This window comes from Propioniciclava soli, assembly GCF_014858005.1.
GTDB classification, from domain to species: Bacteria; Actinomycetota; Actinomycetes; order Propionibacteriales; family Propionibacteriaceae; genus Propioniciclava; species Propioniciclava soli.
In genome coordinates, this window is record NZ_JACYOT010000013.1 from 40221 (window position 1) to 65626 (window position 25406).

General features: G+C 73.0%; 23 protein-coding genes. 11 read left to right on the forward strand and 12 right to left on the reverse strand.

The window, feature by feature from the left end:
- Positions 1-92: 92 nt before the first annotated feature.
- The 4 genes from fabI to IFY26_RS12895 all read left to right on the forward strand — a co-directional run bounded on the left by fabI (position 93) and on the right by IFY26_RS12895 (position 4187).
- Positions 93-866, forward strand: a complete 774-nt coding sequence (gene fabI / locus IFY26_RS12880; RefSeq protein WP_232549416.1) for an enoyl-ACP reductase FabI — start codon at positions 93-95, stop codon at positions 864-866.
- A gap of 23 nt (positions 867-889) precedes the next feature.
- Entirely contained in the window at positions 890-1675 is a 786-nt protein-coding gene (locus IFY26_RS12885) for an ABC transporter ATP-binding protein (protein ID WP_232549417.1), read from the forward strand.
- Positions 1676-1693: 18 nt separating this feature from the next.
- Complete coding sequence (locus tag IFY26_RS12890; protein WP_232549418.1) at positions 1694-2158, forward strand: NfeD family protein; 465 nt, start codon at positions 1694-1696, stop codon at positions 2156-2158.
- 805 nt (positions 2159-2963) lie between these two features.
- The gene (locus tag IFY26_RS12895) at positions 2964-4187 is read left to right on the forward strand and encodes an SPFH domain-containing protein (RefSeq protein WP_416046577.1); all 1224 of its coding nucleotides are present in this window, start codon (positions 2964-2966) and stop codon (positions 4185-4187) included.
- A gap of 26 nt (positions 4188-4213) precedes the next feature.
- Here the strand turns inward: IFY26_RS12895 and IFY26_RS12900 are convergent, their stop codons facing one another.
- Genes IFY26_RS12900 through IFY26_RS12915 form a run of 4 tightly spaced genes read right to left on the reverse strand, consistent with a single transcriptional unit; the run spans position 4214 to position 8305 of the window.
- A complete protein-coding gene (locus tag IFY26_RS12900; RefSeq protein WP_232549419.1) occupies positions 4214-5200 on the reverse strand; it encodes an SDR family oxidoreductase in 987 nt (328 codons plus the stop codon).
- Between the two features lie 38 nt (positions 5201-5238).
- The gene (locus IFY26_RS12905) at positions 5239-5811 is read right to left on the reverse strand and encodes a hypothetical protein (RefSeq protein ID WP_232549420.1); all 573 of its coding nucleotides are present in this window, start codon (positions 5809-5811) and stop codon (positions 5239-5241) included.
- Entirely contained in the window at positions 5808-7499 is a 1692-nt protein-coding gene (locus IFY26_RS12910) for a phospho-sugar mutase (RefSeq protein WP_332836193.1), read from the reverse strand. Before IFY26_RS12910 ends, IFY26_RS12905 begins: the two co-directional genes overlap by 4 nt.
- Complete coding sequence (locus tag IFY26_RS12915; protein WP_232549421.1) at positions 7499-8305, reverse strand: purine-nucleoside phosphorylase; 807 nt, start codon at positions 8303-8305, stop codon at positions 7499-7501. The genes IFY26_RS12910 and IFY26_RS12915 overlap by 1 nt, the downstream gene beginning before the upstream one ends.
- A gap of 132 nt (positions 8306-8437) precedes the next feature.
- Between IFY26_RS12915 and IFY26_RS12920 the strand changes: the two genes are divergently transcribed.
- Both IFY26_RS12920 and IFY26_RS12925 read left to right on the forward strand, forming a co-directional pair.
- Positions 8438-9853, forward strand: coding sequence for an NAD(P)H-quinone dehydrogenase (locus tag IFY26_RS12920; protein ID WP_232549422.1), 1416 nt, complete (start codon positions 8438-8440; stop codon positions 9851-9853).
- Positions 9854-9997: 144 nt separating this feature from the next.
- On the forward strand, positions 9998-10948 hold the full coding sequence (locus IFY26_RS12925; RefSeq protein WP_232549423.1) for a DMT family protein: 951 nt from the start codon (positions 9998-10000) through the stop codon (positions 10946-10948).
- Here the strand turns inward: IFY26_RS12925 and IFY26_RS12930 are convergent.
- Complete coding sequence (locus IFY26_RS12930; protein ID WP_232549424.1) at positions 10941-12011, reverse strand: glycosyltransferase family 2 protein; 1071 nt, start codon at positions 12009-12011, stop codon at positions 10941-10943. The two genes, IFY26_RS12925 and IFY26_RS12930, sit on opposite strands and share 8 nt — an antisense overlap.
- A gap of 120 nt (positions 12012-12131) precedes the next feature.
- On the opposite strand from IFY26_RS12930, the gene IFY26_RS12935 reads away from it, so the two are divergent.
- Positions 12132-12446: a hypothetical protein gene (locus tag IFY26_RS12935; protein ID WP_232549425.1), complete on the forward strand. Its 315-nt coding sequence runs from the start codon at positions 12132-12134 to the stop codon at positions 12444-12446.
- Positions 12447-12482: 36 nt separating this feature from the next.
- Here IFY26_RS12935 and IFY26_RS12940 read toward each other — a convergent pair whose 3' ends face one another.
- A complete protein-coding gene (locus IFY26_RS12940; protein WP_232549426.1) occupies positions 12483-13283 on the reverse strand; it encodes a hypothetical protein in 801 nt (266 codons plus the stop codon).
- Positions 13284-13395: 112 nt separating this feature from the next.
- Here IFY26_RS12940 and IFY26_RS12945 point away from each other — a divergent pair, with 112 nt between their 5' ends.
- Positions 13396-14259, forward strand: coding sequence for a phosphatase PAP2 family protein (locus IFY26_RS12945; RefSeq protein ID WP_232549427.1), 864 nt, complete (start codon positions 13396-13398; stop codon positions 14257-14259).
- 19 nt (positions 14260-14278) lie between these two features.
- Here the strand turns inward: IFY26_RS12945 and IFY26_RS12950 are convergent, their stop codons facing one another.
- The 6 genes from IFY26_RS12950 to IFY26_RS12975 all read right to left on the reverse strand — a co-directional run bounded on the left by IFY26_RS12950 (position 14279) and on the right by IFY26_RS12975 (position 20372).
- Positions 14279-16054: an acetyl/propionyl/methylcrotonyl-CoA carboxylase subunit alpha gene (locus tag IFY26_RS12950; protein WP_232549428.1), complete on the reverse strand. Its 1776-nt coding sequence runs from the start codon at positions 16052-16054 to the stop codon at positions 14279-14281.
- 70 nt (positions 16055-16124) lie between these two features.
- The gene (locus IFY26_RS12955) at positions 16125-17018 is read right to left on the reverse strand and encodes a decaprenyl-phosphate phosphoribosyltransferase (protein WP_232549429.1); all 894 of its coding nucleotides are present in this window, start codon (positions 17016-17018) and stop codon (positions 16125-16127) included.
- A gap of 12 nt (positions 17019-17030) precedes the next feature.
- Entirely contained in the window at positions 17031-17660 is a 630-nt protein-coding gene (locus tag IFY26_RS12960; RefSeq protein WP_232549430.1) for a Maf family protein, read from the reverse strand.
- A gap of 3 nt (positions 17661-17663) precedes the next feature.
- On the reverse strand, positions 17664-18464 hold the full coding sequence (locus IFY26_RS12965) for a DUF937 domain-containing protein (RefSeq protein ID WP_232549431.1): 801 nt from the start codon (positions 18462-18464) through the stop codon (positions 17664-17666).
- Between the two features lie 82 nt (positions 18465-18546).
- A complete protein-coding gene (locus IFY26_RS12970; protein ID WP_232549432.1) occupies positions 18547-18783 on the reverse strand; it encodes an acyl-CoA carboxylase subunit epsilon in 237 nt (78 codons plus the stop codon).
- The gene (locus tag IFY26_RS12975; protein WP_232549433.1) at positions 18780-20372 is read right to left on the reverse strand and encodes an acyl-CoA carboxylase subunit beta; all 1593 of its coding nucleotides are present in this window, start codon (positions 20370-20372) and stop codon (positions 18780-18782) included. The genes IFY26_RS12970 and IFY26_RS12975 overlap by 4 nt, the downstream gene beginning before the upstream one ends.
- A 77-nt stretch (positions 20373-20449) precedes the next feature.
- On the opposite strand from IFY26_RS12975, the gene IFY26_RS12980 reads away from it, so the two are divergent.
- The 3 genes from IFY26_RS12980 to IFY26_RS12990 all read left to right on the forward strand — a co-directional run bounded on the left by IFY26_RS12980 (position 20450) and on the right by IFY26_RS12990 (position 25391).
- On the forward strand, positions 20450-21223 hold the full coding sequence (locus IFY26_RS12980) for a biotin--[acetyl-CoA-carboxylase] ligase (RefSeq protein WP_232549434.1): 774 nt from the start codon (positions 20450-20452) through the stop codon (positions 21221-21223).
- Between the two features lie 343 nt (positions 21224-21566).
- Positions 21567-22547, forward strand: coding sequence for an alpha/beta hydrolase (locus IFY26_RS12985; RefSeq protein WP_232549435.1), 981 nt, complete (start codon positions 21567-21569; stop codon positions 22545-22547).
- 51 nt (positions 22548-22598) lie between these two features.
- Positions 22599-25391: an alpha-L-rhamnosidase gene (locus IFY26_RS12990; protein WP_232549436.1), complete on the forward strand. Its 2793-nt coding sequence runs from the start codon at positions 22599-22601 to the stop codon at positions 25389-25391.
- Positions 25392-25406 lie beyond the last annotated feature (15 nt).

A 25406-nucleotide genomic window follows, 5' to 3' on the forward strand; every position in this document is an offset into this window, starting at 1 on the left:
ACCACTTCTGCTGGGCACAGCGCCGCGCGGCGGCGTCCCACCGCAACGAGACACCGCAGCGAGACACCGCAACGAGACATCTAGGAGAACGCATGGGCATCCTCGAGGGCAAGACGATCCTCGTCACCGGGGTCACGATGAACACCTCGATCGCGTACAAGGTCGCCGAGATCGCCGCGGCGGAGGGCGCCACCGTGGTCGTGTCTAACTTCGGGCGGGCGCTGTCGCTCACGCAGCGGATCGTGAAGCGCCTCGACCCCGCCCCGGCCGTCCTCGAACTGGACGTGACGGACGCCGACCACCTCGCGCGGCTGCCCCAGGCGCTGGCCGAGGCCGGTGTCGAACGTCTCGACGGGGTCGTCCACTCGGTGGCGTACGCGAACCCCGAGACGGCGCTGGGCGGCAAGTTCCTCACCACGCCGTTCGAGGACGTGTCGCAGGCCATGCACGTGTCGGCGTACTCCCTGGTCAGCCTCACGATGGCGTGCAAGCCGCTGTTCGCCGAGACGGCCTCGGTGGTCGGCCTCACGTTCGACGCGCGGATCTCGTGGCCCACCTACGACTGGATGGGCGTGGCCAAGGCGGCGCTGGAGTCGGCGTCCCGCTACGTGGCGCGCTATCTCGGGCCGGAAGGCGTCCGCTGCAACATCGTGGCCGCGGGGCCGATCGACACCATCGCGAAGAAGGCGATCCCCGGGTCCACGTCGTTCGACGACATCTGGGGCGGACGCGCCCCGCTCGGCTGGGACTCCTCGGACGCCACCGCCACCGCGAAGGTGGTCGTTGCGCTGCTGTCGGACTGGTTCGCCATGACGTCGGGGGAGATGATCCACGTCGACGGCGGGTTGCACTCCACGGGCGCCTGAGGCGTCGGGGTAGGTTGGGCCGCATGCCTGGTGTGGTGGAGCTCGACGACGTCTCGGTCGTGCGCGGCGGTGCGAAGCTGCTGGACGGGGTGTCGTGGGTCGTGGCGGAGTCCGACCGCTGGGTGGTCATCGGGCCGAACGGGGCGGGCAAGACGACCCTGCTGCAGGTAGTGGGGGCGCAGCTGCACCCGAGCTCGGGCATGGTGTCGATCCTCGACGAGGTGCTGGGCGCCGTCGATGTGTTCGAGTTGAGGCCGCGCATCGGCGTGACGTCGGCGGCGCTCGCGGAGCGGATTCCGCGCGGGGAGTCGGTGGGCAACGTGGTGGTCTCGGCGTCGTACGCCATGATGGGCCGCTGGCGCGAGAACTACGACGTGAGCGACCTGCGTCGCGCGGCGGCGCTGATGGCCCAGCTGCGCGTGAGCCACCTGTCGCGGCGCACGTTCGGCACGCTGAGCGAGGGCGAGCGCAAGCGCGTCCAGATCGCGCGCGCGCTGATGACCGACCCCGAGTTGCTGCTGCTGGACGAGCCGGCTGCCGGCCTCGACCTGGCCGGCCGGGAGTCGTTGGTCGCGACGCTGACCGACATCGTGGCGGACGAGACCGCTCCGGCAACCGTGCTGGTGACACACCACCTCGAGGAGATTCCGCCGGGAATGACGCATGCGCTGCTCCTGCGCGGCGGCCGCGTCGTGACGGCTGGGCCCATCGAGGAGACCCTGACCGACGACCACCTGAGTGCTACGTTCGGGGTGCCGCTGCACGTGACGCGCACCGACGGCCGGTGGAGCGCGCGGGCTGCGGGCTAGGGCACGAAGGGGGACGCCGTGGCGGAGTGGATCCAGCAGAACCTGTGGGCCATCTGGCTGATCGCGGCGGGCGGCTTGGCCGTCTCGGAGATGCTGACCCTTGACCTGACCCTGCTGATGCTGGCCGGCGGCGCCCTCGCCGGGGCCGCGACGGCCCTGGTGCTGCCGGGGTTGATCTGGGTGCAGGTGATCGTGGCGCTGGTGGTGGCCGTGGCGCTGTTGGGGGTGCTGCGGCCCGAGCTGGTCAAGCGCCTGCACCGGGGGCCGGGGTACCGCAGCTCCGTGGACAACCTGTTGGGGAGCACCGGCTTCGCCACCCGCGAGATCACGGCTGCCGGCGGTGAGGTGAAGATCGCGGGTGAATCGTGGTCGGCGCGCAGCTACGACGGAGACCCCATCGCGGCGGGGGTCGAGGTCGAGGTGTTCGAGATCGACGGCGTCACGGTCGTCGTCTACCCCCGCCACAAGCCCCTGGGCAGCTGACTGCCGTCAGGGGGCGCGACACGCTCGCTTGTGTCTCAAACTCCAGGTTCGGAGGCGGAGTTTGGGGCACATGGCAGCGTGTCGGCGTCCGAGTGGGGTGTGGGTGGGTTGAGCTGGCACGGACGCCGCGGCGGCACTCAGAAGCCGTGCCCCGATCGATGTGATCGCCTTCCCTGCCGCACGACCCGCCACCCTGCCGATCCGATCGCTTCCCTGCCCGACGCCCGCCACCCTGCCGATCCGATCGCCCCCCTGCCCGACGTCCACCACCCTGCCGTTGCAACGGCAGGGTGGTGGGTTGTCGATGGGGTGGTGATGCCAAGGGCAGGGTGGCGGCGCGACGGGCAGGGTGGTGACGCCAAGGGCAGGGTGGCGGTGCCGCGACGGGCAGGGTGGCGGCGCGACGGGCAGGGTGGTGATGCCAAGGGCAGGGTGGCGGTGCCGCGACGGGCAGGGTGGCGGCGCGACGGGCAGGGTGGTGATGCCAAGGGCAGGGTGGCGGTGCCGCGACGGGCAGGGTGGCGGCGCGACGGGCAGGGTGGTGATGCCAAGGGCAGGGTGGCGGTGCCGCGACGGGCAGGGTGGTGATGTCACGGGCAGGGCGGTGGCGCTTGAGCCAGGGACGCGGCGCGCAAGGCCAGGCAGGCGACACCTTGGCCACGGCGGGATCGCCCCGAGGCAGGTGACTGGGCAGCGCCGCCGACGTGGATGGGACGCGAACCCGGACCGCCCGAGCGCCGTCGCCCTGGGTGCTGGCGTCGGTGGATAGGGTGGGGGAAAAGCACCAAAGGAGATGAGGCACCCCATGCCAGAAGTGACGTTCGCGCTCCTCGCGATTCTCGCCGTGGTGGCGGTGGTCGCGATGGCCCTCTCGATTCGGGTCGTGCAGCAGATGCAGGTGGGCATCGTGCAGCGGCTCGGCAAGTTCCATCGGACGATCGAGCCCGGGCTGCACCTGATCGTGCCGTTCATCGACCGGGTCCGCTACACCATGGACATGCGCGAGGCGGTCGTGCCGTTCCCGCCGCAGGGCGTCATCACCGAGGACAACCTGATGGTGGGCATCGACTCGGTCATCTACTACCAGATCGTCGATCCGGTCCGCGCCGCGTACGAGGCCCAGAACTACATCCAGGCCATCGAGCAGCTGACCATGACCACGCTGCGCAACATCATCGGCGGCATGGACCTCGAGCAGACCCTCACCAGCCGCGAGGAGATCAACCAGAAGCTCCGCTCGGTGCTCGACGAGGCGACCGGCAAGTGGGGCATCAAGGTGAACCGTGTCGAGCTGCGCTCGATCGAGCCGCCGGCCACGATCCGCGACGCCATGGAGAAGGGCGCCCGCGCCGAGCGCGAGAAGCGCGCCCAGATCTTGCTCGCCGAGGGCCAGCGTCAGTCCCAGATCCTCAGCGCGTCCGGTGACCGCGAGTCGAGCATTCTCCGCGCCCAGGGCGAGCGGGAGTCCGCTGTCCTCCGCGCGCAGGCCGATCGGCAGGCGTCCATGCTGCGCGCCGAGGGCGAGGCGCAGGCCATCACGACCGTGTTCGGTGCGATCCACGCGTCCGAGCCGGACGAGGGTCTGCTCGCCTACCAGTACCTGCAGATGCTGCCGCAGCTCGCGAAGGGCGACTCGAACAAGGTCTGGGTCATCCCGTCCGAGCTGAACGACGCCCTCAAGGGCCTCGGCTCGACCGCCGGCGAGGCCGTCAGCCGGTTCGCCGGCCAGAAGGCGGACCCGGCCAAGTACTCCGCCCCCGAGAAGGTCGACGTGTTCGCCGAGATCGAGGCGTCCAAGCGGGCCGAGGAGGCCGAGTCGGCCAAGAGCGTCAACCAGGCGATCGCCGAGGCGCAGAAGATCGAGCAGGGCAAGGCCGCTCGGCTGGCGAGCCCGGCGCTCACCACCGGCACCGATGAGGTGGTCGACCCCGTCGCCGATCTCCTCCCGGACGCGGGCGGCGCCAGTGTGGCCACCCAGCCCGAGGCCGCGTCCCAGGACGCGTCCCAGCAGCAGGCCGAGGACGCCTGAGCGCACGGTCCGGCGCCTGGGCCCCGTCAGGCCCAGGCGCGGACGCGGCGCACCACGTCGTCGCAGAACGCGTCGAACTCCGGATCGGGACGTCGCGCGTCTGGGTGCTCGGCCAGCCAGGCCCAGGCACGCTCGACGCCCTGCCGCCAGGACGTGTCCGCGCGGAACGCAGGCACCAGCGACTTCACGAGCGTGTTGTCGAACACCACGGTGCTCGCCTTGTCGCCGGTCAACCCCGCCTCCAGCTCGGGCCGCAGCGCGGTGAGCATGGGCGTCGAGACGTGCGTGAACTCCGGTTCGGCGCCGGCGACCTCGCCGATGGTGCGCAGCACGGCGTTCCAGGTCAGTGATTCGTCCGAGGTGATGTGCACGGCGCGGCCGAGGGCGTCCGGATGGCCGAGGAGCCCCGCGAGGCCCACGGCGAAGTCGGCGTTCCACGTCAGCGTCCACAGCGATTCGCCGTCGCCGTGCACGATCACGGGCTTGTGGTCGAGCATGCGCTGCACGACCGCCCAGGGGCTGCCGAAGTGCAGGTTGACCGGGAGGGACCGCTCGCCGTAGGTGTGGCTGGGCCGCACGATCGTCCAGCGCACCCCACCATCCTGGCCCCGCAGCACGTCCTCGCACGCGATCTTGTCGCGGGCGTACTGGCTGTACGGGTTGGCCTGCGGGGTGTCCTCGGTGATGACGTGGTGGGGCAACGGCTTGGTGTACGTCGATGCCGAGCTGATGAGCACGTACTGGCCCGCGCGGCCGTCCAGCACGCGCAGGTCGCGCTCCACCTGATCGGGGGCGAACGCCACGAACTGCACGACCGCGTCGAACTCCCGCGAGCCGAGCGCCGCGCGGTACGCCGCCTCGTCGGACACGTCACCCACCAGGTGGTCGACCCCCTCCGGCAACGGCTCCCGGTTGCCGCGGTTGAGCACCGCCACGTCGTGGCCGTCGGCGAGGACGCGGGCGACGACCGCCCGGCTGATGGTTCCGGTGCCACCGGTGATGAGGACGCGCATGGCCCCAGTCTTGCACCGGGTCGGCCCCGCCCGGCACCTCAGTCTCCGGACAGCTCCCGGATCGCCGCCCGCATCGTCGGCAGCGGCCGAAAGCCGGCGGCCAGCGCGCGTCGCCGCAACGCCGGCTGGCCGCGCCACAACGCGTACCCGCGGCGCAGGAGCACCAGCGGGGGCTTGCGCTTGCGGGCGAGGTCGCGCCGCAGGCGCAGGACGCCGACCAGGGTGCGGTTCCGGTCCAGGTACACCGGATCCACCACCAGCCCGGCCGCGCGCGCCAGGCCGAGCAGTTCGATCGCGAAGATGCCCTCGGCGACGACCATCCGGCACTCACCCAGCGTCTCGCGACGCATCCCGGTGCGGCGGCTCTCGGCGATGGAGTACACCGGCACCTCGGCCACGCCGTCCCGCACCAGGGCAGCCAAGGCAGCGACCGCGCCGGCCCCGTCCCAGGTGCGTGGGTCGTCCCAGTCCACGATGCCGTGGGCGCGCGGCAGGTCACCCCCGGCGTCGCGGTAGAAGTCGTCCAACCGGAAGGGGTGGGCGCCGAGCAGCCGCGCCAGGCGCGACTTCCCGCTGCCCGACGGGCCGGCCAGCAGGACGATCCGCGTCACAGCCCGAGCGCGCCGGCCATCTCGGCGCGCAGCTGCTCCATCAGCCCGGCGGCCTCCGCGCGGGCCACCGCCACCGCAGCCGCCTCGCCCACCGCAGCCGCTTGGCCCACAGCCTCCGCCTCGCCCTCCCCGGCCGTCCTGGGCAGCCGCACCTGCAGGTAGCACTTCAGTTTCGGCTCGGTGCCCGAGGGGCGCACGACCACGCGGAACCGGGCGGTTTCGAGCAGGACGCCGTCGGTGGCGGGCAGCCCGTTCCAACCGGTCAGCAGGTCGGTGGCCGTGACGGGCTCGCCCACCAGGGCGTCCGGCGTCCGGGCCCGGAGCCGGGCCATCGCGTCGGCGATGAGCGCCAGGTCCTCGACCCGGAACGACAGCTGCGCGGTGAGGTGGACGCCGTGGGTGCGGGCGATCTCGTCCAGCCGGTCGGCCAAGGTCAGCCCGTCGGCGCGCAGACGCGCCACCAGCGCGAGCACGCGCAGCAGCGTCGAGATGCCGTCCTTGTCGGCCACCGCGGCCGGGTCGGTGCAGTAGCCGATTGCCTCCTCGTACCCGAAGGCGAGGCCGGGCACGCGGCCGATCCACTTGAAACCGGTCAGCGTCATCGCGAACGGCTGGCCGGCCGCGGCGGCCAGGTCACCCAGCAGGGTCGAGCTCACCACCGAGCAGGCGTAGGTGCCGGGCGTCCCGCGACGCAGGGCGTCGTCGGCGAGCAGCCAGCCGAGCTCGTCGCCGGTCAGCATGCGCCACTGCCCGTCGACGACCGCCGCCACGGCGCAGCGGTCGGCGTCCGGGTCGTTCGCGATCGCCACGTCGGCGTCCGTCGCGCGAGCGAGCTCCAGGGCGAGATCCATCGCACCGGGCTCCTCGGGGTTGGGGAAGGCCACGGTCGGGAACGCCGGGTCGGGCAGCGCCTGCTCGCTCACGAGTGCGGGCGCGGGGAAACCCGCGCGGTCGAGCACGCGGGCCACCACCTCGGCGCCCACGCCGTGCAGCGGGGTGTAGGCCCACCCCAGGTCGCGCGGCGCATCGGCGGGCACCAGCGAGGCGAGGCGCTCGGCGTAGGCGGCGAGCAACTCTTCGCCCACGAAGGCGTAGGCCGCGCTGCGCGGGTGTGCCTCCAGCGGCACGGACGCCGCCGCCGCGATCCGCTCGGCGATCTCCACGTCGGTCGGCGGCACGATCTGCGAGCCGCCCACGTACACCTTGTAGCCGTTGTCGGCCGGCGGGTTGTGGGAGGCGGTGACCACCACCCCGGCCACGCACCCGAGGTGCCCGATGCCGAACGCGACCACCGGCGTCGGCACGGCCGTCTCGGTGAGCAGGGGCCGCAGCCCGAGCCCGGCGAGGATCTCCGCGGTGTCGCGGGCGAACACGTCGGAGTTGTAGCGGGCGTCGTAGCCGATGAGCACCTGCTCGCCGGCGTGCCCCGCGTCCAGCAACCAGCGACCGAGGCCGGCGGCCGCCTGCGACACGACCACGCGATTCATGCGGTTCGGGCCGGGCCCGAGCGGCGCGCGCAACCCCGCGGTGCCGAACGCGAGGCGTCCGGAGAACGCGTCGGCCAGCTCGGCGGACGCCTCCGCGTCCCCCGCGGCCGCCTTCTCGAGCAGGTTGCCGAGGGCGGTCGCGGTGGCCGGGTCGCGGTCGGCGTCGCGCCACGCCTGCATGGCGGCCAGGTCGAGCGGCATCACAACACCTCCAACAATCCGGACAACAGGGTGCGCAGCCGGTCCTGCGCGTCGCGGCCGGCCTCGATGACCTCCTCGTGGTTGAGCGCCTCGCCGGTCATGCCTGCGGCGGCGTTGGTCACCAGCGAGATGCCGAGCACGCCCAGCCCTGCCTCGCGGGCAGCGATGGTCTCCAGCGCGGTCGACATGCCCACGAGGTCGCCCCCCAGAACCCCCGCCATGCGCACCTCCGCCGGCGTCTCGTAGGCCGGCCCGTGGAACTGCACGTAGATGCCCTCCGGCAGGCCGGGGTCGATCGTGCGCGCCAGCGCGCGGAGGTCGGGGGAGTAGGCGTCCGTCATGTCCACGAAACGGGCCCCCACCAGCGGCGTCGTGCCGGTGAGGTTGATGTGGTCGCTGATCAGCACCGGCGTGCCCGGCCCCCACTCCGGGTTCAGCCCGCCGCAGCCGTTGGTCAGCACCAGCGTGCGTGCCCCGGCTGCGGCAGCCGTGCGGACGCCGTGCACGACGGGTGCGACGCCGCGGCCCTCGTAGTAGTGGGTGCGGCCGGTGAACAGACCCGCGACACGGCCGGACGGCGTGCGCAGCAGGCGGATCGCCCCGCCGTGGCCCTCGACGACCGGCTTGCTGAAGCCCGGCAGCTCGGCCAGCGTGATCTCGTCGATGAGCTCACCCAGCCCGGCGGCGGCGCTCGCCCACCCGGAGCCGAGGACGAAGGCCGTGTCCAGGGCCGGGATGCCGGCGCGGGTGAGCAGGGCGGATGCCGCCTCGGCGGCCAGGTCGTGCGGTGCGGTCGTGACAGTCACCGGACGAGCATAGTGGGCGGGCCCCTCCTGGCTGCGACCCGGTTGCCGCGTCGAGGGGACGCGGACGCCGCCGCCTGTCGGGGCAGCCGCCCGGTGTGCGCCCCGCGGCCCGTGAATGGAACAATCGGACCCATGGCGGACGTGGTGATCATCGGCGGCGGGCCGGGCGGGTACGAGGGGGCGCTCGTCGCCCGACAGCTCGGCGGCACGGTGACGCTGGTGGAGCGGCGCGGGTTGGGTGGCTCGGCGGTGCTGACGGACGTGGTGCCGTCCAAGACGTTGATCGCGACGGCCGAGGTGATGACCGAGATCCGTGGCGCGGACGCCCTCGGCCTGCACGCGGACGTCGGCGACGGCCGCCCCCTGGCCCAGACCGTGACGGTGGACCTGGGCCGCGTCAACGACCGCGTGGTCGAGCTGGCGCGGCGGCAGTCGGTCGACATCGCGACCCGGCTGCGCTCCGAGGGCATTCGCATCATCCGCGGCAGCGGACGCCTCGACGGCACGGAGTGCGTGATCGCCACCACGGAGGCGGGCGAGGAGCGGCTGCACGCCGACATCATCCTCGTGGCCGCCGGTGCCCGCCCGCGCGAGCTGCCGGACGCGCTGCCGGACGGTGAGCGCATCCTCAACTGGACGCAGATGTACACGTTGCGCGAACTGCCGCGGCGCCTCATCGTCGTCGGCTCCGGCGTCACCGGGGCGGAGTTCGCGTCCGCCTACCACGCGCTCGGTGTGGACGTGGTGCTCGTGTCGTCGCGGCACCAAGTGCTGCCGGGCGAGGACGACGACGCCGCCCGCGTGCTGCAGGCCGTGTTCGAGAACTCCGGCATGACGATCCTCTCCCGCAGCCGCGCCGTCTCGGCGCGGCGCGAGGGGGATGGCGTCGTCGTCACGCTGGCCGACGGCCGCACCGTCGAGGGCAGCCACGTCCTCATGGCCGTGGGTGCGCTGCCCAACACCGACGGCATCGGGCTCGTGGAGGCGGGGGTGGAGCTGACGGCGTCCGGGCACATCAGCGTCGACAAGGTGTCGCGCACCACGGCGCGCGGCGTGTACGCCGCCGGCGACTGCACGGGCGTCTTCGCGCTGGCCTCCGTGGCGGCCATGCAGGGCCGCATCGCGATGTGGCACTCCCTGGGTGACGCCGTCGGGCCGCTCGACCTCAAGAGCGTCTCGGCCAACGTGTTCACCGCGCCGCAGATCGCGACCGTCGGCGCGGGTCAGGCCGAGATCGATGCCGGCCTGACGCCGGCGCGGGCGGTGATGCTGCCCCTGCGGTCCAACGCCCGGGCGAAGATGCAGGATCTCAGCGCGGGCTTCATCAAGGTGTTCTGCCTGCCGACCACCGGCATCGTCATCGGCGGCGTGGTGGTCGCTCCCCACGCCAGCGAGCTGATCCACGTGCTGGCGGTGGCCGTGCAGGCGAAGCTGACGGTCGACCAGCTCGCCCAGGCGTTCACCATCTATCCCTCCCTGTCGGGGTCGATCGGTGAGGCGGCGCGCCGACTCCACGGCCAGGGGGGCAACGAACAGGTCGTCCACTAGCCCGGACGCGTCGCCGAACGGCTCAGGTTCTTGCGACCTGGGTCGACGGAGGCTCCACCCCCGGGCTGAATCTGGCCGGGCCGGCCGCTGCCGACCGGGGCGCGTTGCGCCGCGAAGGGGGCCCTCTTGGCTACCGTGGTGACCGTGACGCAGAACCTACCCCTCGCGATCGCCCTCGTGGTGGTTGGCTCCTTCTGTTTCGCGATGTCGGCCCACCTGCAGCACCGGGCGGTCGACTCGCACCTGGAGGGCAATCTCCACAAGACGCGCATGCGGTGGCAGGACCTGCTGTCGACCATCCGCTCGCCGCGGTGGATGCTGGGGCTCACGTTCATGGGCGTCTCGTTCGCGCTGCAGACCGTCGCGCTCACGATGGCGCCCGTCTCCCTCGTGCAACCGGTCGGGCTGCTCGCCTTCCCGTGGTCCATCATCCTGGCCGCCCGGGCCACGCACCACCGGCTGCCCAAGCGTGTGATCACCGCGGTCGTGGGGACCGTGGGCGTCACCCTCGCCTTCACCGTCGTGACGGCCCTGCACGCGGTGGATCACTCCGACCTCGTCGTCAGCCGGGTCGCGATGGGCGCCGGCGTGGTCTACGCCGTGGCCGTCACGTTCGCGCTGCTGGGCTCCGGCGGCCCCTACCGCTGGCGCTGTATGTTCTGGGGTTCCGGCGGCGCCCTGTTCTACGGGCTCGAGGCGGCGCTGATGAAGGCGCTCATCGAGTTCGCCCGGGCGAACGACTGGGTGCGCTCACCGGAGTTCTGGGGCATCGTCGCCGCTCTGGTCGCCGGCGCGGTCGCGGCGGGATGGTTCATCCAGCAGGGGTACGCCACCGGCCCCGCGGAGGTGGTCGTGGGTTCGATGACGGTGACGAGCCCGATCGTCGCGGTGGTCTTCGGCATCGCCGTGCTCGGTGAGGGTGCCAACATCACCCCCTCGGCGGCGGTGTGGATGGTGCTGCTCGGCCTGTTGGCCGTCACCGGCGTCGGCGTGCTGGCGCGCTATCACCCCGACGGCGGGCGGGGCGCCCGCGGCGACGCCGTGGACGCCCGCGGCAGCGGCAGTGGCGCCGGCGCCACGGGCCGGCTCAGCTGAACCGGTAGAGGCGCTGCGCCAGCCGGTAGAGGCTAACGGAGGTGCGGCGTCCGAGGGGCCCTGGCAGGTTGGAGCCGAGCACGAGCCACTGGCGCAGGCCCAGCGTCGTCTTGAGGTCGCGGTCGACCGAGTCGATGTGCTCCCACATCTCCCGGCGCATCCGCAGGCCCTTCTCCGTGCCTTCGAGCAGGCAGAAGATGGACGATGCGGTGACGATCAACCCCAGGAACGACGCCATGTAGTGCGCGAGCTTCCAGTTGCCGACGCCGTCGGGCAGCTTGTGGGCCTCCACCATGACGCGGGTGATGCGCATCTGCTGGTCGAGCCGGCTGATCTGGACGTTCTCGTTGACCGACTGGTCCTCGCGTCCGATGAAGTACCGGTACAGGTTCACGGGCAGGTAGTAGAGGGTCTGCACGTGCGGCAGGGGCACGTAGACGAAGATGTTGTCCACGTAGAAGGTGTGCTCGGGCAACTCGACGCCGGAGTCGCGGAGCACCTGGGTGCGGTAGACGGTCGCGTGCATCAGCAGGTTCTGGCCCGGCCCGAACGGTCCGATCTCGTTCCACGTGAACACGCGGTTCTGCGGCAGGAAGCCGCGGTAGCGGATGACCTTCTGCGTGCCGGAGTTGGTGTGCTCGTAGACGTAGTTGGCCACGATGAGATCCACCGGGCTGCCGGAGGTGATGAAGCGACGCACCTTGCTGAGCAGCAGGTTCAGCGCGACCGGGTCGAGCCAGTCGTCGGAGTCGACCACCTTGAAGTACACCCCGGACGCCGCCCGCAGGCCGGCCATGACGGCGCCACCGTGGCCCTTGTTCTCCTGGTGGATGACCTTGATGATGTCGGGGTGCCGCTCGGCCCAGGCGTCCGCCTTCGCCGCCGTGTCGTCCTTGGTGGAGCCGTCGTTGACGATGATGATCTCGATGTTGCCCTTGCCCCGCAGGATCGAGTCGATGCAGTGGTCCATGTAGTCGCTGCTGTTGTAGCAGGGGACGCAGAAGGTGATGTCCTTCGTCGCGGCCTTCTCGGGCGTGGCGGCGGACGCGGTGGGCTCGGGCACGTTGACTCTTCCGTTCGACTGCGGGGCTTGCTTGCTCCGAGACTAGCCGAACGGGCGGCCCGGGGCCCGGGCATCCGACGGGGTGTTGTCCGGACGCCGCGAACCGGCCAAGCTGGGGCCATGAGCATTGATTCCATGGACGCCGAGGACGGCAGCAACGACGGTCTGGATGACGTCGACCCCCAGGACCAGGCGGACGCCAACCGCCCCTACGGCGAGGTGACCGCCGAGGACCTCTCGACCCTCGACCTGGTGGCCGATGGCGCGGACGCCGCCGACGTCGGCCCCGACCACGGTGAGCTCGAGGGGGTGGTCCCGGTCGATCAACACCGCGACCTCGACCCCGAGACCGACGAGACCATCGAGGACCGGCTCCAGCAGGAGGAGCCGGACCCGGCGTCGGCGATCGTCCCGCCGCGGCCCGACCGGGCCTGACGTCCGCCTGACCCCCGCCGGCTTCCCGGCGGGGTGTCAGTCGAAGAGGTCTCCGAACAGGTCACCCAGCCCCTCACCGATGTCGCCGAAGCCCTCGCCCATCCCTTCGCCCAGCCCGGCCAGGCCGTCGCCCAGCCCGTGGGCCAGATGGGGGAGGGCGGCGATGCCCTGGAACACCAGGGCGCCCACGGCGATGTCGCGGATGAGACTGCTGCCACGCCAGTGCGTGTAGTACCCCTCCGCCCACGGCGCGTACTCCTCGCCCCCCTGCCAGTACGGCACGCGGCGCGGGCCGACCTGCACGGTGCGGATGTAGGGATCTGCGCCGGCGAGGACGCGTTCGGCGTCCGCCGGGCAGGCCGGCACGGAGCGGACCGAGCCGCCGGCGGGCGCCCAGTCGACGTTCTGGCTGCTCGGCCCGTGGGCCGGGTTGAAGAAACACGGCGGGCGCTTGGCGGGCAGCGGGGCGCCCGCGACGCGGGCCTTCACGCAGGCGACGGCGTAGCGGCCCTCCTCGAGGATCTCGGTGACGTAGCGGATCTCCTGGGACGCCGTGACGGCCGCCAGCGAGCCCTTGGCGTGCTCGTAGGCGTCGAGGGCGCGTTCGTAGTCCTGCCGCATGGCCTCGTCCAGCGGGTGCCCGGCCACGTCGGCGTCCAACCGCTGCAGCTCCTCGCCGAAACGGGTGACGTCCTCGTCGGCGGCGCGGCGGGAGGCGTCCAGCCGCGACGCGACCTCGGCGACGCGTTGCCGCTCGACCTCCTTCGTGCCCCGTCCGAGGCGGACGGCGAACACCACGACAACCGCCACGACGGCCAACAGGAGCAGGTATTCCATGTCGTCCAGTGTGCAGGGGCGCCCCGGGAGCAGGGCCCGGCCGCCGCTGTGAATCTCCTGTGATCTTTCGGTGCCCGGCCGGTCTGGCGGAGCGCCCACGCATGATGGACCCGTGAACGCGCCGGCTCGTCCCACCCCCGCGGCCCCGCTCGTCGCAGCCCTCGCGGCCGTGGCGCTGCTGGCGGCCTGCGCGTGGTTCTTCGTGGGCACGCGCCGCGGCCAGGTGGGGGACGAAATCGCCCTCCGCGGCGCCACGATCGGCACGTGGCGATGGAGCACCCAGGCGGAAGCGCTGCTGCAGACCGTGTCGGTCGGCGCGGTCGCGGTGGCCCTCGCCGTCGTCGTGGTGGTGGGGCTCGCTGCGGGCCGGCCCCGCGCGGCGCTCGTGGGAGCCGCCGTGATCGGCGCGGCCAACGTCACCACGCAGGTTGTGAAGAACGTCCTGGTGACCCGGCCCGACCTGATCGCCGGTGACCACACAGCCAACTCGCTGCCGTCGGGCCACACGACGGTGGCGGCGTCGATCGTGGTCGGGCTGGCGCTCGTGGCCGGACGCCGGGCGGTGCCGCTGGTGACGGGCGTGGGGGCGGCCGTGGTCACCGCGTTCGGCTACGCCACGCTGGTCAACCAGTGGCACCGCCCCTCCGACGTCGTTGCCGCCGTGCTCGTGGCGTGCGCGTGGGGCTACGTGGGCGAGGCAGCGCTCCGGGCCGGGCCGCGTCCCCCCCAGCCCACCTCCCGGCGGCGTCCGGCACGACGGCCCGCGGGGGCGGGGCCTTCGGCGGGGTGGGGGTTGGTGGCCGCGGGAGGGCTCGCGCTCGGCGTGGCGGTGGTGGCCGTCGCGCTCATGTGGGGCGTCGGGCTGGACGACGCCACCCGGCTCCAGCGGCTGGTGGCCCACGTCGGTGGCTCAGCGGCGCTGGCGGGGGTGACCTGCTCCGGGCTGGGGGTGCTGGCGCGGCTGCGGTCCGCCTGAACCCGCCCCCGGAGCACGCTCAGGCGGGGTCGACGATCTCGCACAGCGATGCGCCGCCGGCGACGATCCGGCCCGGCTCGGCGGTGAGCGACCGCACCACGCCGGCGCGGTGGGCGCCCACGGGCTGTTCCATCTTCATGGCCTCCAGCACCACGACCGTGTCGCCCTCGGCCACCGTGTCGCCCTCGGTGACGGCCACCGTCACGATCGTGCCCTGCATGGGGGCAACCAGCACCGGGCCGGTCGACACCGTGGCGGCGGGGGCGGCCGCCCGCGCGCCGGCCCGCTCCGGCCGGGGCGGACGGGCGAGCGACCCCGCGGTGGCGGCACGCGTCAGGCTCGCCGGCACGCGCACCTCGACGCGGCGGCCGTCCACCTCGACGGCGATGGTCACCTTCTCGGGGGGCGGGGGAACCTCCGCGGGGGCGTCCTGGGGCTCGAGCGGGGTGGCGAACTCGGTCTCGATCCAGCGGGTGTGGACGCCCAGGGTGCCGTCGACACCGGTGAAGGCCGGGTCGTCGACCACGGCCCGGTGGAACGGCAGCACCGTCGGCATGCCCGCCAGCGACGTCTCCGCCAAGGCCCGTCGCGCCCGGGCCAGCGCGTGCGGGCGGTCGGCGCCGGTCACGATGATCTTGGCCACCAGCGAGTCGAAGGCGCCGGGCACCGTCATCCCGGCGTGGTAGCCCTCGTCCACGCGGACCCCGGGGCCGGTCGGTGGGTTCCACAGCGTCAGCGTGCCCGGCATGGGCACGAAGGACCGCGCCGGGTCCTCGGCGTTGATCCGGAACTCGATCGCGTGCCCGCGCACCTCCGGGTCGTCGTAGCCCAGCTCCTCGCCGTCGGCGATGCGGAACATCTCGCGGACCAGGTCGAGACCGGTGACCTCCTCCGAGACGGGGTGCTCCACCTGGAGCCGTGTGTTGACCTCGAGGAAGGAGATGCGGCCGTCGGTGGCGACGAGGAACTCGCAGGTGCCCGCCCCGACGTAACCGGCCTCCCGCAGGATCGCCTTCGAGGCGTCGTGGAGGGTGGCCACCTGGGCGTCGCTGAGGAACGGCGCGGGGGCCTCCTCGACCAGCTTCTGGTGGCGGCGCTGCAGCGAGCAGTCCCGGGTCGAGACCACGACGACGTGGCCGTGGGCGTCGGCGAGGCACTGCGTCTCCACGTGACGGGGGCGATCCAGGTACTGCTCGACGAAACACTCCCCGCGGCCGAACGCGACCGTGGACTCGCGCGTCGCCGCGTCGAACATCGCGGCAACCTCGTCGAGGCGCCGCGCCACCTTCAGGCCCCGGCCACCGCCGCCGTGGGCCGCCTTGATCGCGATGGGCAGGCCGTGCTCCCGGGCGAAGGTGACCGCCGCGTCGGCGTCCGGCACCGGCTCGGCGGTGCCCGCGACGAGCGGCGCACCCACCCGCTGGGCGATGTGGCGGGCGCGCACCTTGTCGCCGAGCGCCTCGATGGCCTCGGCGGGTGGGCCGATCCACGTCAGGCCGGCGGCGGTGACGGCGCGCGCGAAGTCGGCGTTCTCGGCGAGGAAGCCGTAGCCGGGGTGGACGGCGTCGGAGCCGCTGCGGCGCGCGGCGTCCAGGATCGCATCGATGCGCAGGTAGGACGCGGCGGGCGTGTCCCCGCCCAACGCGAAGGCGTCGTCGGCGAGCCGCACGAACAGGGCGTCGGCGTCCGGGTCGGCGTGGACAGCGACGCTCGCCAGTCCGGCGTCGCGCGCGGCCCGGATGATCCGCACCGCGATCTCGCCGCGGTTGGCCACGAGAACCTTGCTGATGCCCACGCCTGACTCCTTCGCCGCGCGTCCGCCGCGTCCGCCGTGGGGTGCGCGACTCCTGCCCGGAGTCTAGGCCTCAGGCGAACACGCCGATGGCCACCGGAATGAGCCAGACCACCGCGAGCAGCTGCAGGACGCGATCACCCAGCACGACGTCCTCGGGCTCGCCGGCACCGCCGGCGTCGATGGTGTAGGCGTAACGCAGCAGAGCGAGCGTGAACGGTGCGATCGAGAGGGCGTGCCAGGTGATGCCGCCCGCGTCGGGGGCCTGCTCGAAGGCCCACAGGCTGTAGGACATGATGACGGCCGCGCACGACAGGGCCCAGACGAACCGCAGGTAGCTCGCGGTGTAGCGGGCCAGCGACGCGCGCGTGCCGGCGTGGGGGCCGAGCTCGATCATCTCGGAGTAGCGTTTGCCGGCCACCATGAACAGCGAGCCGAACGAGGCGACGAGCAGGAACCACTGCGACAGCGGGATGCCGGACGCCACGCCACCGGCCACCGCGCGCAGCAGGAAGCCGGCCGCCACCATCGCGAGGTCGATGATCGGCTGGTTCTTCCAGAACACCGAGTAGCCGACCTGCAGCAGCCAATAGACGGCCAGGGTGACCGCCAGCAGGGGCGCGATGAACCAGCCCAGTGCCAGGCTCGCCACCGCGGTGACGCCGGCGAGCACCAGGGCGGTGCCCGGGCGGAGCTCACCGGCGGCGATCGGCCGGAACCGCTTCTTGGGGTGCTGGCGGTCGGCCTCGACGTCGCGGACGTCGTTGATGAGGTAGATGGACGCGCTGATGAGGCAGAACGCGACGAAGGCCCCGGCGGTGGCCAGCGCGACGGCGGGCACGAACAGTTGCCCGGCCGCGACGGGGGCGGCCAGCACGAGGACGTTCTTGACCCATTGGCGGGGCCGCATCGCGCGGAGGGGGGCGGGGACGCGCGAGCGCCGGGGGAGCGGGGCGATGTCGGTCATGGCGGTGGCAGTTTATCGCTGGGCGCGCCACAGATCGGTCCACGCGACACCCAGCTCGGCCAGCAGGACGCGCAGCAGGGGCACGCTGATGCCCACGACGTTGTGGTGGTCGCCTGCCACCCCGCTCACGAAGGCGGCGCCGTACCCGTCGATGGTGAAGGCGCCCGCGACGTGCTGGGGCTCGCCGGTGGCCACGTAGGCCTCGATCTCGGCGTCCGTGACGTCGGCGAAGTGAACGGTGGTGGACGCCGCACGGCTGCGGTGCGCCACCGCGTCGCCCCGGACGACGGCCACGTGGTGGCCGGTCACGAGGCGTCCGGAGCGGCCCCGCAGGGCGCGCCAGCGCGCGCGGACGGCGTCATCGGTGCCCGGCTTGCCGTGGGCGCGGCCGTCCAGCTCCAGCACCGAGTCGCAGCCGACGAGGACAAACGCGTCCTCCCCGACGCCCTCGGCGCTTCCCGAGGCCAGCGCGGCCAGCACCGCCTCCGCCTTGAGATCGGCCAGCGCGAGCGCGAGTTTCGTGGGGTCGGCGTGCGGGACGGTCGACTCGTCGACCCCCGAGACCCGCACCAGCGGCTCGACGCCGGCGGCCCGCAGGGTGGCGAGGCGGGCCGGGGACGCCGACGCCAGGACGAGGCGCACCGGCTACCGGCGTCCGAAGAGGAGGTCGGACAGGATGCCGCCGAGCGGGTTGTCGGTCCGGTTGACCGCGGTGCCCTCCGGGGCAACCGATCCGGCCGGGGACGATGCCGTGCCCGGCTCCAGCGTGAGGTCGGTGGGCGGGGGCGTCTGGCTGGTGAAGGGCCCGGTGCCCACCCCGCCACCGCCCGCCCCGCCGCTTGCCTGCGGCGTCGCGCCCGGGGTGCCCTGCTGCCGGCCGCCGCCGAGGAGGTCGCCGAGGATGTCGCCGATGCCGCCGCCGTTCGCGGGGGCCTCCGCGCGGCCCGACTGCTGCGCCGCTGCACCGCCGAGGAGGTCCTCCAGGATGCCGCCCAGGCCGCCGCGCGAGGTGCCGGTTCCGCCGCCGAGCGCGCCGCCCAGCCCGCCGCCGCCACCGACGGCGCCGCCGAGCCGCTTGGCGAGGTAGCTCAGCACGATGGGCGCGAGGATGGGCAGGAGGCGCTGCACCAACGACCCGCCCTGGCCGCCCCCGAGTGCCTGGATCTGGTCGGGCGCGTAGACGTGGTCGACGATCTTGGCGCCGTCGCCGGTGTCGATGCCGGCCAGGTCGATCCGGTCGGAGAACGCCGGGGAGTCGGCGTGCCGGTCCAACGCCCGGGTGAGGCCGACGGCCCCGTCGGCGTCCGCCACGTTGTGGTCGAGCTGACCGACCAGCGAGGCGAGCGCCTGGTCGACCACGCGGTCGGCCTCGGCGCGGTCCGTGCCGAGGTACTGGGCGACCTGGTCGAGGTCGAGGTTGGCCTTGATGTCGTCGACGGCTGCCATGGTGCGCTCCTTCGCGAAGTTCCCGCCGGGGGCGGGTCGATGGCGCGACTCTACCGGGGCGCCGCGCCCGTCGGTGTCAGGCTCAGCGCCGAAACGTGGTGCGCCACGCGGTGACGCCGGGGAGCAGCCCGTGGTTGAGCTGGTGCCAGCGCGAGGCCCACCCGGCGGCGGGGTGGCTGTTCGTCGGCGCGGGCGGACGCCCCTGCTCGCGTCCGAGCAGGTGGAGCACCACCGCGAGCGCCGCGATCTCGTCGGGGGTGGGGTGACCGGAGACGACCTCGAACGCGGCGGCGTCCGGCTCGGGCTCGGTGCCGGTCACAGCGGGATGTTCCCGTGCTTCTTGGGCGGCAGGGACTCGCGCTTCGTGCGCAGGAGGCGCATGACGCGGGTGATGGTCTCGCGGGTGGCGTGGGGGTGGATGACCTGGTCGATGTAGCCGCGCTCGGCCGCGACGTAGGGGTTGGCGAGCTCGGCGTTGTAGGCGTCGATGAGTTCGGCGCGGCGGCGGGCGGGGTCGTCGGCCTCGGCGAGCTCGCGGCGGTGGAGGATCTCGACGGCGCCCTCGGCGCCCATCACCGCGATCTGGGCGGTGGGCCAGGCGAGGTTCACATCGGCGCCGAGGTGCTTGGACGCCATAACGTCGTAGGCGCCGCCGTAGGCCTTGCGGGTGATGACGGTGACGAGCGGCACCGTGGCCTCGGCGTAGGCGTAGATCAGCTTGGCGCCGCGGCGGATGATGCCGCGGTGCTCCTGGGTGACGCCGGGCAGGAAGCCCGGGACGTCCACGAACGTCAGCACGGGGATGTTGAAGCAGTCACACGTGCGGACGAAGCGGGCGGCCTTCTCCGAGGCGTCGATGTCGAGGCAGCCGCCCAGGACGAGAGGCTGGTTGGCGACGACGCCGACGACGCGGCCCTCGATGCGCCCGAACCCGCAGACGATGTTGGGGGCGAACAGGGCGGCCACCTCGAGGAAGTCGACGTCGTCGAGCACCCCCGCGATCACGCGGTGGATGTCGTAGGGCTGGTTGGCGGCGTCCGGAATGAGGGTGTCGAGCTCGCGATCGCGGGCGGTGACCGCCAGGTCGGCCTCGGCGGTCTCATGGACTGGGGGCTCGTCGAGGTTGTTCTGGGGGAGGTAGGTGAGCAGGTCACGGACCCAGGCGAGGGCGTCCGCCTCATCGGCCGCGAGGTGGTGGGCGTTGCCCGAGCGGGTGTTGTGGGTACGCCCGCCGCCGAGCTCTTCGAGGGTGACGTCCTCGCCCGTGACGGTCTTGATGACCGCGGGGCCGGTGATGAACATCTGCGAGGTCTGGTCGACCATGACGACGAAGTCGGTGAGGGCGGGGGAGTAGACGTGACCGCCGGCGGCGGCGCCCATGATCACGGAGATCTGCGGGATCACGCCGGAGGCGAGCGTGTTGCGTCGGAAGATGTCGCCGTAGAGACCGAGGCTCACGGCGCCCTCCTGGATGCGCGCACCGCCGCCCTCGATGAGCCCGATGAGGGGGCAGCCGGTCTTGGTCGCGAAGTCGATGATCTTGACGATCTTCTCCCCGTACACCTGCCCGAGCGCCCCGCCGAAGACGGCGACGTCCTGGGAATAGACGCAGACCGGGCGGCCGTGGATCGCGCCGACGCCGGTGATCACACCGTCGGTGTAGGGCCGCTTCTCGCCCATGCCGAAGGACTGGGAGCGGTGCCGGGCGAACTCGTCGAACTCGGCGAACGTGCCCTCGTCGAGGAGCGCGGCGATCCGTTCGCGGGCCGTCATCTTGCCGCGCGCGTGCTGCTTCTCGGCGGCGTCGGGCCCGGCGGCGTTGAGCGCGGCCTCGATGCGCGCATCCAGGTCGCCCAGCTTGCCGGCCGTGGTGTGACGGTCGGGCTCCGTGGGGAGGTCGGGCGTCATGGACCGACGATAGCCCCGCCGGCAGCGCCGCGTGGGATCGGCGGATCGTGGGCCGGGCGCCTCGTAGGATCGGGGCCGTGAACGCACACCTGGACGCCGACGCCCTCGCCCTCGCCTGCCGCGGGGGGCTGTGGCGTGACATCGAGGTCGTCGCGTCCACCGGTTCCACCAACGCCGACCTGGCGGACGCCGCCCGCGCCGGCGCCGAGCCGGGCCTGGTGCGGTTGGCCGAGCACCAGAGCGCCGGGCGGGGCCGGTTGGCCCGCACGTGGGAGGCGCCGCCGGGGGCATCCGTGGCGTGTTCGGCGCTCGTCGCGCCGGCGCGTGGCGTCGAGGAGTGGGGCTGGCTGTCGCTGCTCGTGGGCATGGCGGTGGTGGACGGCGTCCGGGCCGCCACCGGCGTCCAGGTGGGGGTGAAGTGGCCCAACGACGTGGGCATCCACGGCCGCAAGCTGTGCGGCATCCTGTGCGAGTCGGTGCTGACGGACGCCGGCCCGCGCGCCGTGCTGGGCTTCGGCCTCAACACCGAGCTGCGCGCCGACGAGCTGCCCGTGCCGACCGCCACCTCGCTGCGGCTGGAGGGGTCGGACGCCGCCGTGAACGGCGTGGTCGCCGCCGTGCTGCAGAGCCTGGAGACCTGGTACACGCGGTGGGACGCCGGGGCGGATCTCGGCGCGTCCTACCGGCAGCGCTGCACGACGATCGGGGAAGAGGTGTCGGTGCAGCTGGGCGAGGAGCGCGTGGTCGGGACGGCGACCGGCGTCGCTCCCGACGGCGCCCTGGTGGTCGCGACCGCCGCCGGGGAACGCACCTTCGTCGCCGGCGACGTCACGCACCTGCGTCCGGCCTGACGCCGGGTGGACCATGCCGGCACGCCCTTAGCCGAGCCGGACGCTCCTGTCGTGGCGCAGGCATGCCGACGTGGCGCACGCAACCCCCACCTGGCGCACGCAAACCCCACGTGGCGCACGCAAACCCCACGTGGCGCAGTGGAGCCCACGTGGCGCAGTGGAGCCCACGTGACGAGGGGGTGCGCCACGAGACGAGGGGGTGCGCCACGTGCTGACGCCTTTGCGGAACGAGCCCTCCCGAGGACGTCGGTGAATCGGTACAATCTGCCCTGATCCGTTCACCGCCCGCCCGAAGCCTCGTGGAGCGGGCCACAGACGCAGCGGTCTGACCAAGGAGACAGCGATGGACGCACACGGCGGCTCGACCGCAACGACGACCCCGACCGGCGCCTGGGCCCCGATCTATGCCGAGCGACTGCACCACATCGAGGGCCTCGCGCAGCCCTTCGACTGGGCCAACCCGCCGGCGGGTCTCGTGGCGTGGAACGCGCCGTTCGGCGAGGCGGAACCGACCGACGCTGTAGCCGAGGACCGGACGGTCGAGGGCCCGCACGGGCCGGTGCCCCTCCGCATCTACCGACCCGCCTCGGGCGAGGCGTCCGGCGTGGGGCTGGTGTGGTTCCACGGCGGGGCGTTCCTCGGCGGCGACCTCGACATGCCGGAGGCCGACCTGGCCTCGCGCGGCCTCGTCACCCGGACGGGCGGCGTCGTCGTCTCGGTCGACTACCGCCTGTGTCAGGGCGGCGTTCATCACCCCGTGCCGCACGACGACTGCTGGGCCGCGTGGAGCTGGACGCACGCCCACGCCGACGACCTCGGCATCGACCCGACCCGCCTGGCCGTCGGCGGCACCTCGGCGGGCGGCAACCTGGCCGCCGGCGTGGCGCTGCGGTCGATCACCGAGGATCCCCGGCCCGCGCAGGCGCTGCTGGTCTATCCGGTCGCGCACGCGCCGCTGCCGCAGCCCAGCGCCGAGCTCGCCGCCTGTATCGCCCAGATGCCGCCGGTGTTGACGTTCACCAACGAGACCGACGCCATCAACGAGAACTACCTGGGCGGGCCTTCGGCGACGCACGCGGTGCCGCTCGCCTTCCCCGGGCACGCCGACGACCTGGCGGGCTACCCGCGCACCTACATCGAGAACTGCGAGTTCGACGACCTCCGGGCCTCCGGTGAACGGTTCGGCCGCCAGCTCGCCGAGGCCGGCGTGGACGTCACGGTCGTCACGGCCGCGGGGGTGCCGCACGGGCACCTCAACGCGATCGGCTCCCCGCTCACCCACGCCTCCCTGGACCGGCTGGCCAACCGGCTCACCGACGCCTGACCCGCGGCCGCGCCACCCGACACCCGACACCCGATCCCGCCAGGAGCACCGATGATCTGCACGGCCCTCACGTTCGAACAGCGCAGCCCGGGCGAGCCCGCCCTCGGCGTCGGGACGCCCACGCCGCGGCTGACGTGGGCGGTGGCCGACGCGCCCGACGACGTACGGCAGGCCTCGGCGACGGTCGAGGTGACGCGGTCGCCGTGGGGCGGGGAGGCGTCCACCGAAACCGCCACCCTCGACTCCGATGCCCAGGTGCTCGTCGACTGGCCCTTCGCGCCGCTGGCCTCCCGCGAGCGGGCCGAGGTGCGCGTCCGCGTCCACGCGACGGATGGTGCGGACAGTGAGTGGTCCGAGCCGGCGGTCGTGGAGGCCGGCCTGTTGGCCACCTCCGACTGGGGGGACGCCCGGCTCATCAGCCCGGCCGGCGTGGGCGGCCTGGACGAGCCGGCCCCCGCGCTGGTCGCCACCTGGGAGCTGCCGGCCGGCGTGCGCGCCGCGCGGCTGCACCTCACCGCGCACGGGTGGTACGAGGTGCTGATCAACGGACGCCGCGTCGGGGAGGACTGGTTCGGCCCCGGCTGGACGGCGTATGAGGATCGGCTGCGGTACTACACCCACGACGTCACCGACCTGCTGACGGCGGGTGAGAACACCGTGCAGATCCTGCTCGGCAACGGCTGGTGGCGCAGCCCGCTCACCTGGAACATGGAGCGCATGTACGGCGACCGCCTCGCGGCGCTGGCCCGGCTCGAGGTGGTCACCGGCGACGGCGCCACGCACGCGCTCGTCACCGACGGAACCTGGGCCGCCCGCACGACGCACATCACCGCCAACGACCTGTACGGCGGCGAGACCCAGGACCTGCGGCGTCCGCTCATCGCCGACGCCGACCACCCGGTGGAGGTCGTGGACCTCGACCTCGACACCCTGGTGGCGGCGCGCGGCCCGGCGGTGCGGGTCACCGAGGTGGTGGACGCCCAGCGCGTGTGGCGCAGCCCCGCGGGCAAGCTGCTGGTCGACTTCGGTCAGAACCTGGTCGGCGTCACGCGCCTCACGGTGCGCGGGCTGGCGTCCGGCGACGCGGTGACGATTCGCCACGCGGAGGTGCTCGAGCACGACGAGCTGGGCACCCGGCCGCTGCGCAACGCGCGGGCCACGGCGAGCTACACCGTCGCCGGGCCCCAGGAGACGGTGCTGGCGCCCCACTTCACGTTCTTCGGGTTCCGCTACGCCGAGGTCACCGGTGTCGACGAGCTGGCCGCCGAGGACATCAGCGCGCTGGTGCTGCACTCCGCGATGACGCGGACGGGCTGGTTCACCAGCTCCCACGACCTGCTCAACCAGCTGCACGAGAACGTCGTGTGGGGCATGCGCGGCAACTTCCTCGATGTGCCGACCGACTGCCCCCAGCGCGACGAGCGACTGGGCTGGACCGGTGACATCCAGGTGTTCAGCCCGACCGCCCTGATCCTGCACGACGCGGCGGGCTTCCTCGGCAGCTGGCTGGAGGATCTGGCGGCCGAGCAGGACGACAGCGGCGCCGTGCCCATCGTCGTGCCCCACGTGCTGCGCGGCGGTCTGGGCGGGCGCCCGGCGGCCGCCTGGGGTGACGCGGCGTCCGTGGTGCCGTGGAACGTCTACGCGGCCACCGGTGACGCTGAGGTGCTCCGCCGCCAGCTGCCCAGCATGAAGGCGTGGGTCGACTGCGTCGCGGCGGCCGCGGGAGAGGACCATCTCTGGACCGGCGACTTCCAGTTCGGCGACTGGCTCGACCCGGACGCCCCGCCCGAGAAGCCGGGTGACTCGAAGGTCGACAAGGATCTCGTGGCCACCGCCTGCCTCGTCCGCAGCGCGCGGCTCACCGCCGATGCGTGCGCCGCCGTGGGCGACGAGGAGGGCCGCGCCCACTACGCCGGGCTGGCGGACGCCGTCCGCACCGCCCTGCGCAACCGCTGGATCACCGCCGACGGGCTCGTGCACAGCGATTCGCCGACCGGCTACGCCATGGCGATCTGCTGGGATCTGCTGGACGACGCGCAGCGCGTGTTCGCCGGCGCTCGGCTGGCCGACCTCGCGCGGCTCAACAGCTTCCGCGTCAGCACCGGCTTCGTCGGCACGCCGCTGATCTGCCAGGCCCTGCACGACACCGGGCACACCGACGTCGCCTACCGGTTGTTGCTGGAGGAGGGCTGCCCCAGCTGGCTCTACCCCGTGACGATGGGGGCCACCACCATCTGGGAGCGCTGGGACTCGATGCTGCCCGACGGCACGATCAACCCCGGCGAGATGACGTCGTTCAACCACTACGCGCTGGGCGCGGTGGCGGAGTTCCTCCACCAGGTGGTCGCGGGTCTCACCGTGGACGCCGTGGCCCGCCACGTCGAGCTTGCCCCGGCACCCACCCACCTGCTCGAGCACGCCTCCTCGCGCCGGCTGACGCCCTGGGGCGAGGCCAGCGGTAGCTGGCGGCGCGAGGGTGGCGAGCTCATCGTCGAGGCGACGATTCCCGTCGGCCTGCGCGGCACCGTGGTCACCCCCGGCGGGGAACGCCACGAGGTCGGCCCCGGCACGCACCGGTTCGAGGTGGCCGCGCCGCCCGCCCCGGACGCCCCCGCGACCGTTCGCGACTACGTCAGCTCGGACGCCTGGCCGCGCGCGTCGGCGGCCCTGCTGGAGGTGCTTCCCCTGGACGACGCCCGCCAGATCGCCCAGGGCCTTGGTGCCTTCCTGGACGTCCCCGTGGACCAGCTTGGCATGGCGCTCACGATGGGCGGCATGTTCGGCCCCGCCGCCGAGGTTCAGGCCGTCGTGGACGCCTCGCTCGCGCCGTCGGCGTCCTGACGCAGCCCTTGCAGC

Bases quoted from the DNA above. Each gene is read 5' to 3' on its own strand.
- IFY26_RS12920 (WP_232549422.1), top strand. From the start codon at position 8,438: ATGGCGGACGTGGTGATCATCGGCGGCGGGCCGGGCGGGTACGAGGGG.
- IFY26_RS12940 (WP_232549426.1), bottom strand. From the start codon at position 13,283: ATGGAATACCTGCTCCTGTTGGCCGTCGTGGCGGTTGTCGTGGTGTTC.
- IFY26_RS12985 (WP_232549435.1), top strand. From the start codon at position 21,567: ATGGACGCACACGGCGGCTCGACCGCAACGACGACCCCGACCGGCGCC.
- IFY26_RS12900 (WP_232549419.1), bottom strand. From the start codon at position 5,200: ATGCGCGTCCTCATCACCGGTGGCACCGGAACCATCAGCCGGGCGGTC.
- IFY26_RS12910 (WP_332836193.1), bottom strand. From the start codon at position 7,499: ATGCCGCTCGACCTGGCCGCCATGCAGGCGTGGCGCGACGCCGACCGC.
- fabI (WP_232549416.1), top strand. From the start codon at position 93: ATGGGCATCCTCGAGGGCAAGACGATCCTCGTCACCGGGGTCACGATG.
- IFY26_RS12955 (WP_232549429.1), bottom strand. From the start codon at position 17,018: ATGACCGACATCGCCCCGCTCCCCCGGCGCTCGCGCGTCCCCGCCCCC.
- IFY26_RS12935 (WP_232549425.1), top strand. From the start codon at position 12,132: ATGAGCATTGATTCCATGGACGCCGAGGACGGCAGCAACGACGGTCTG.
- IFY26_RS12885 (WP_232549417.1), top strand. From the start codon at position 890: ATGCCTGGTGTGGTGGAGCTCGACGACGTCTCGGTCGTGCGCGGCGGT.
- IFY26_RS12895 (WP_416046577.1), top strand. From the start codon at position 2,964: ATGCCAGAAGTGACGTTCGCGCTCCTCGCGATTCTCGCCGTGGTGGCG.
- IFY26_RS12965 (WP_232549431.1), bottom strand. From the start codon at position 18,464: ATGGCAGCCGTCGACGACATCAAGGCCAACCTCGACCTCGACCAGGTC.
- IFY26_RS12990 (WP_232549436.1), top strand. From the start codon at position 22,599: ATGATCTGCACGGCCCTCACGTTCGAACAGCGCAGCCCGGGCGAGCCC.
- IFY26_RS12975 (WP_232549433.1), bottom strand. From the start codon at position 20,372: ATGACGCCCGACCTCCCCACGGAGCCCGACCGTCACACCACGGCCGGC.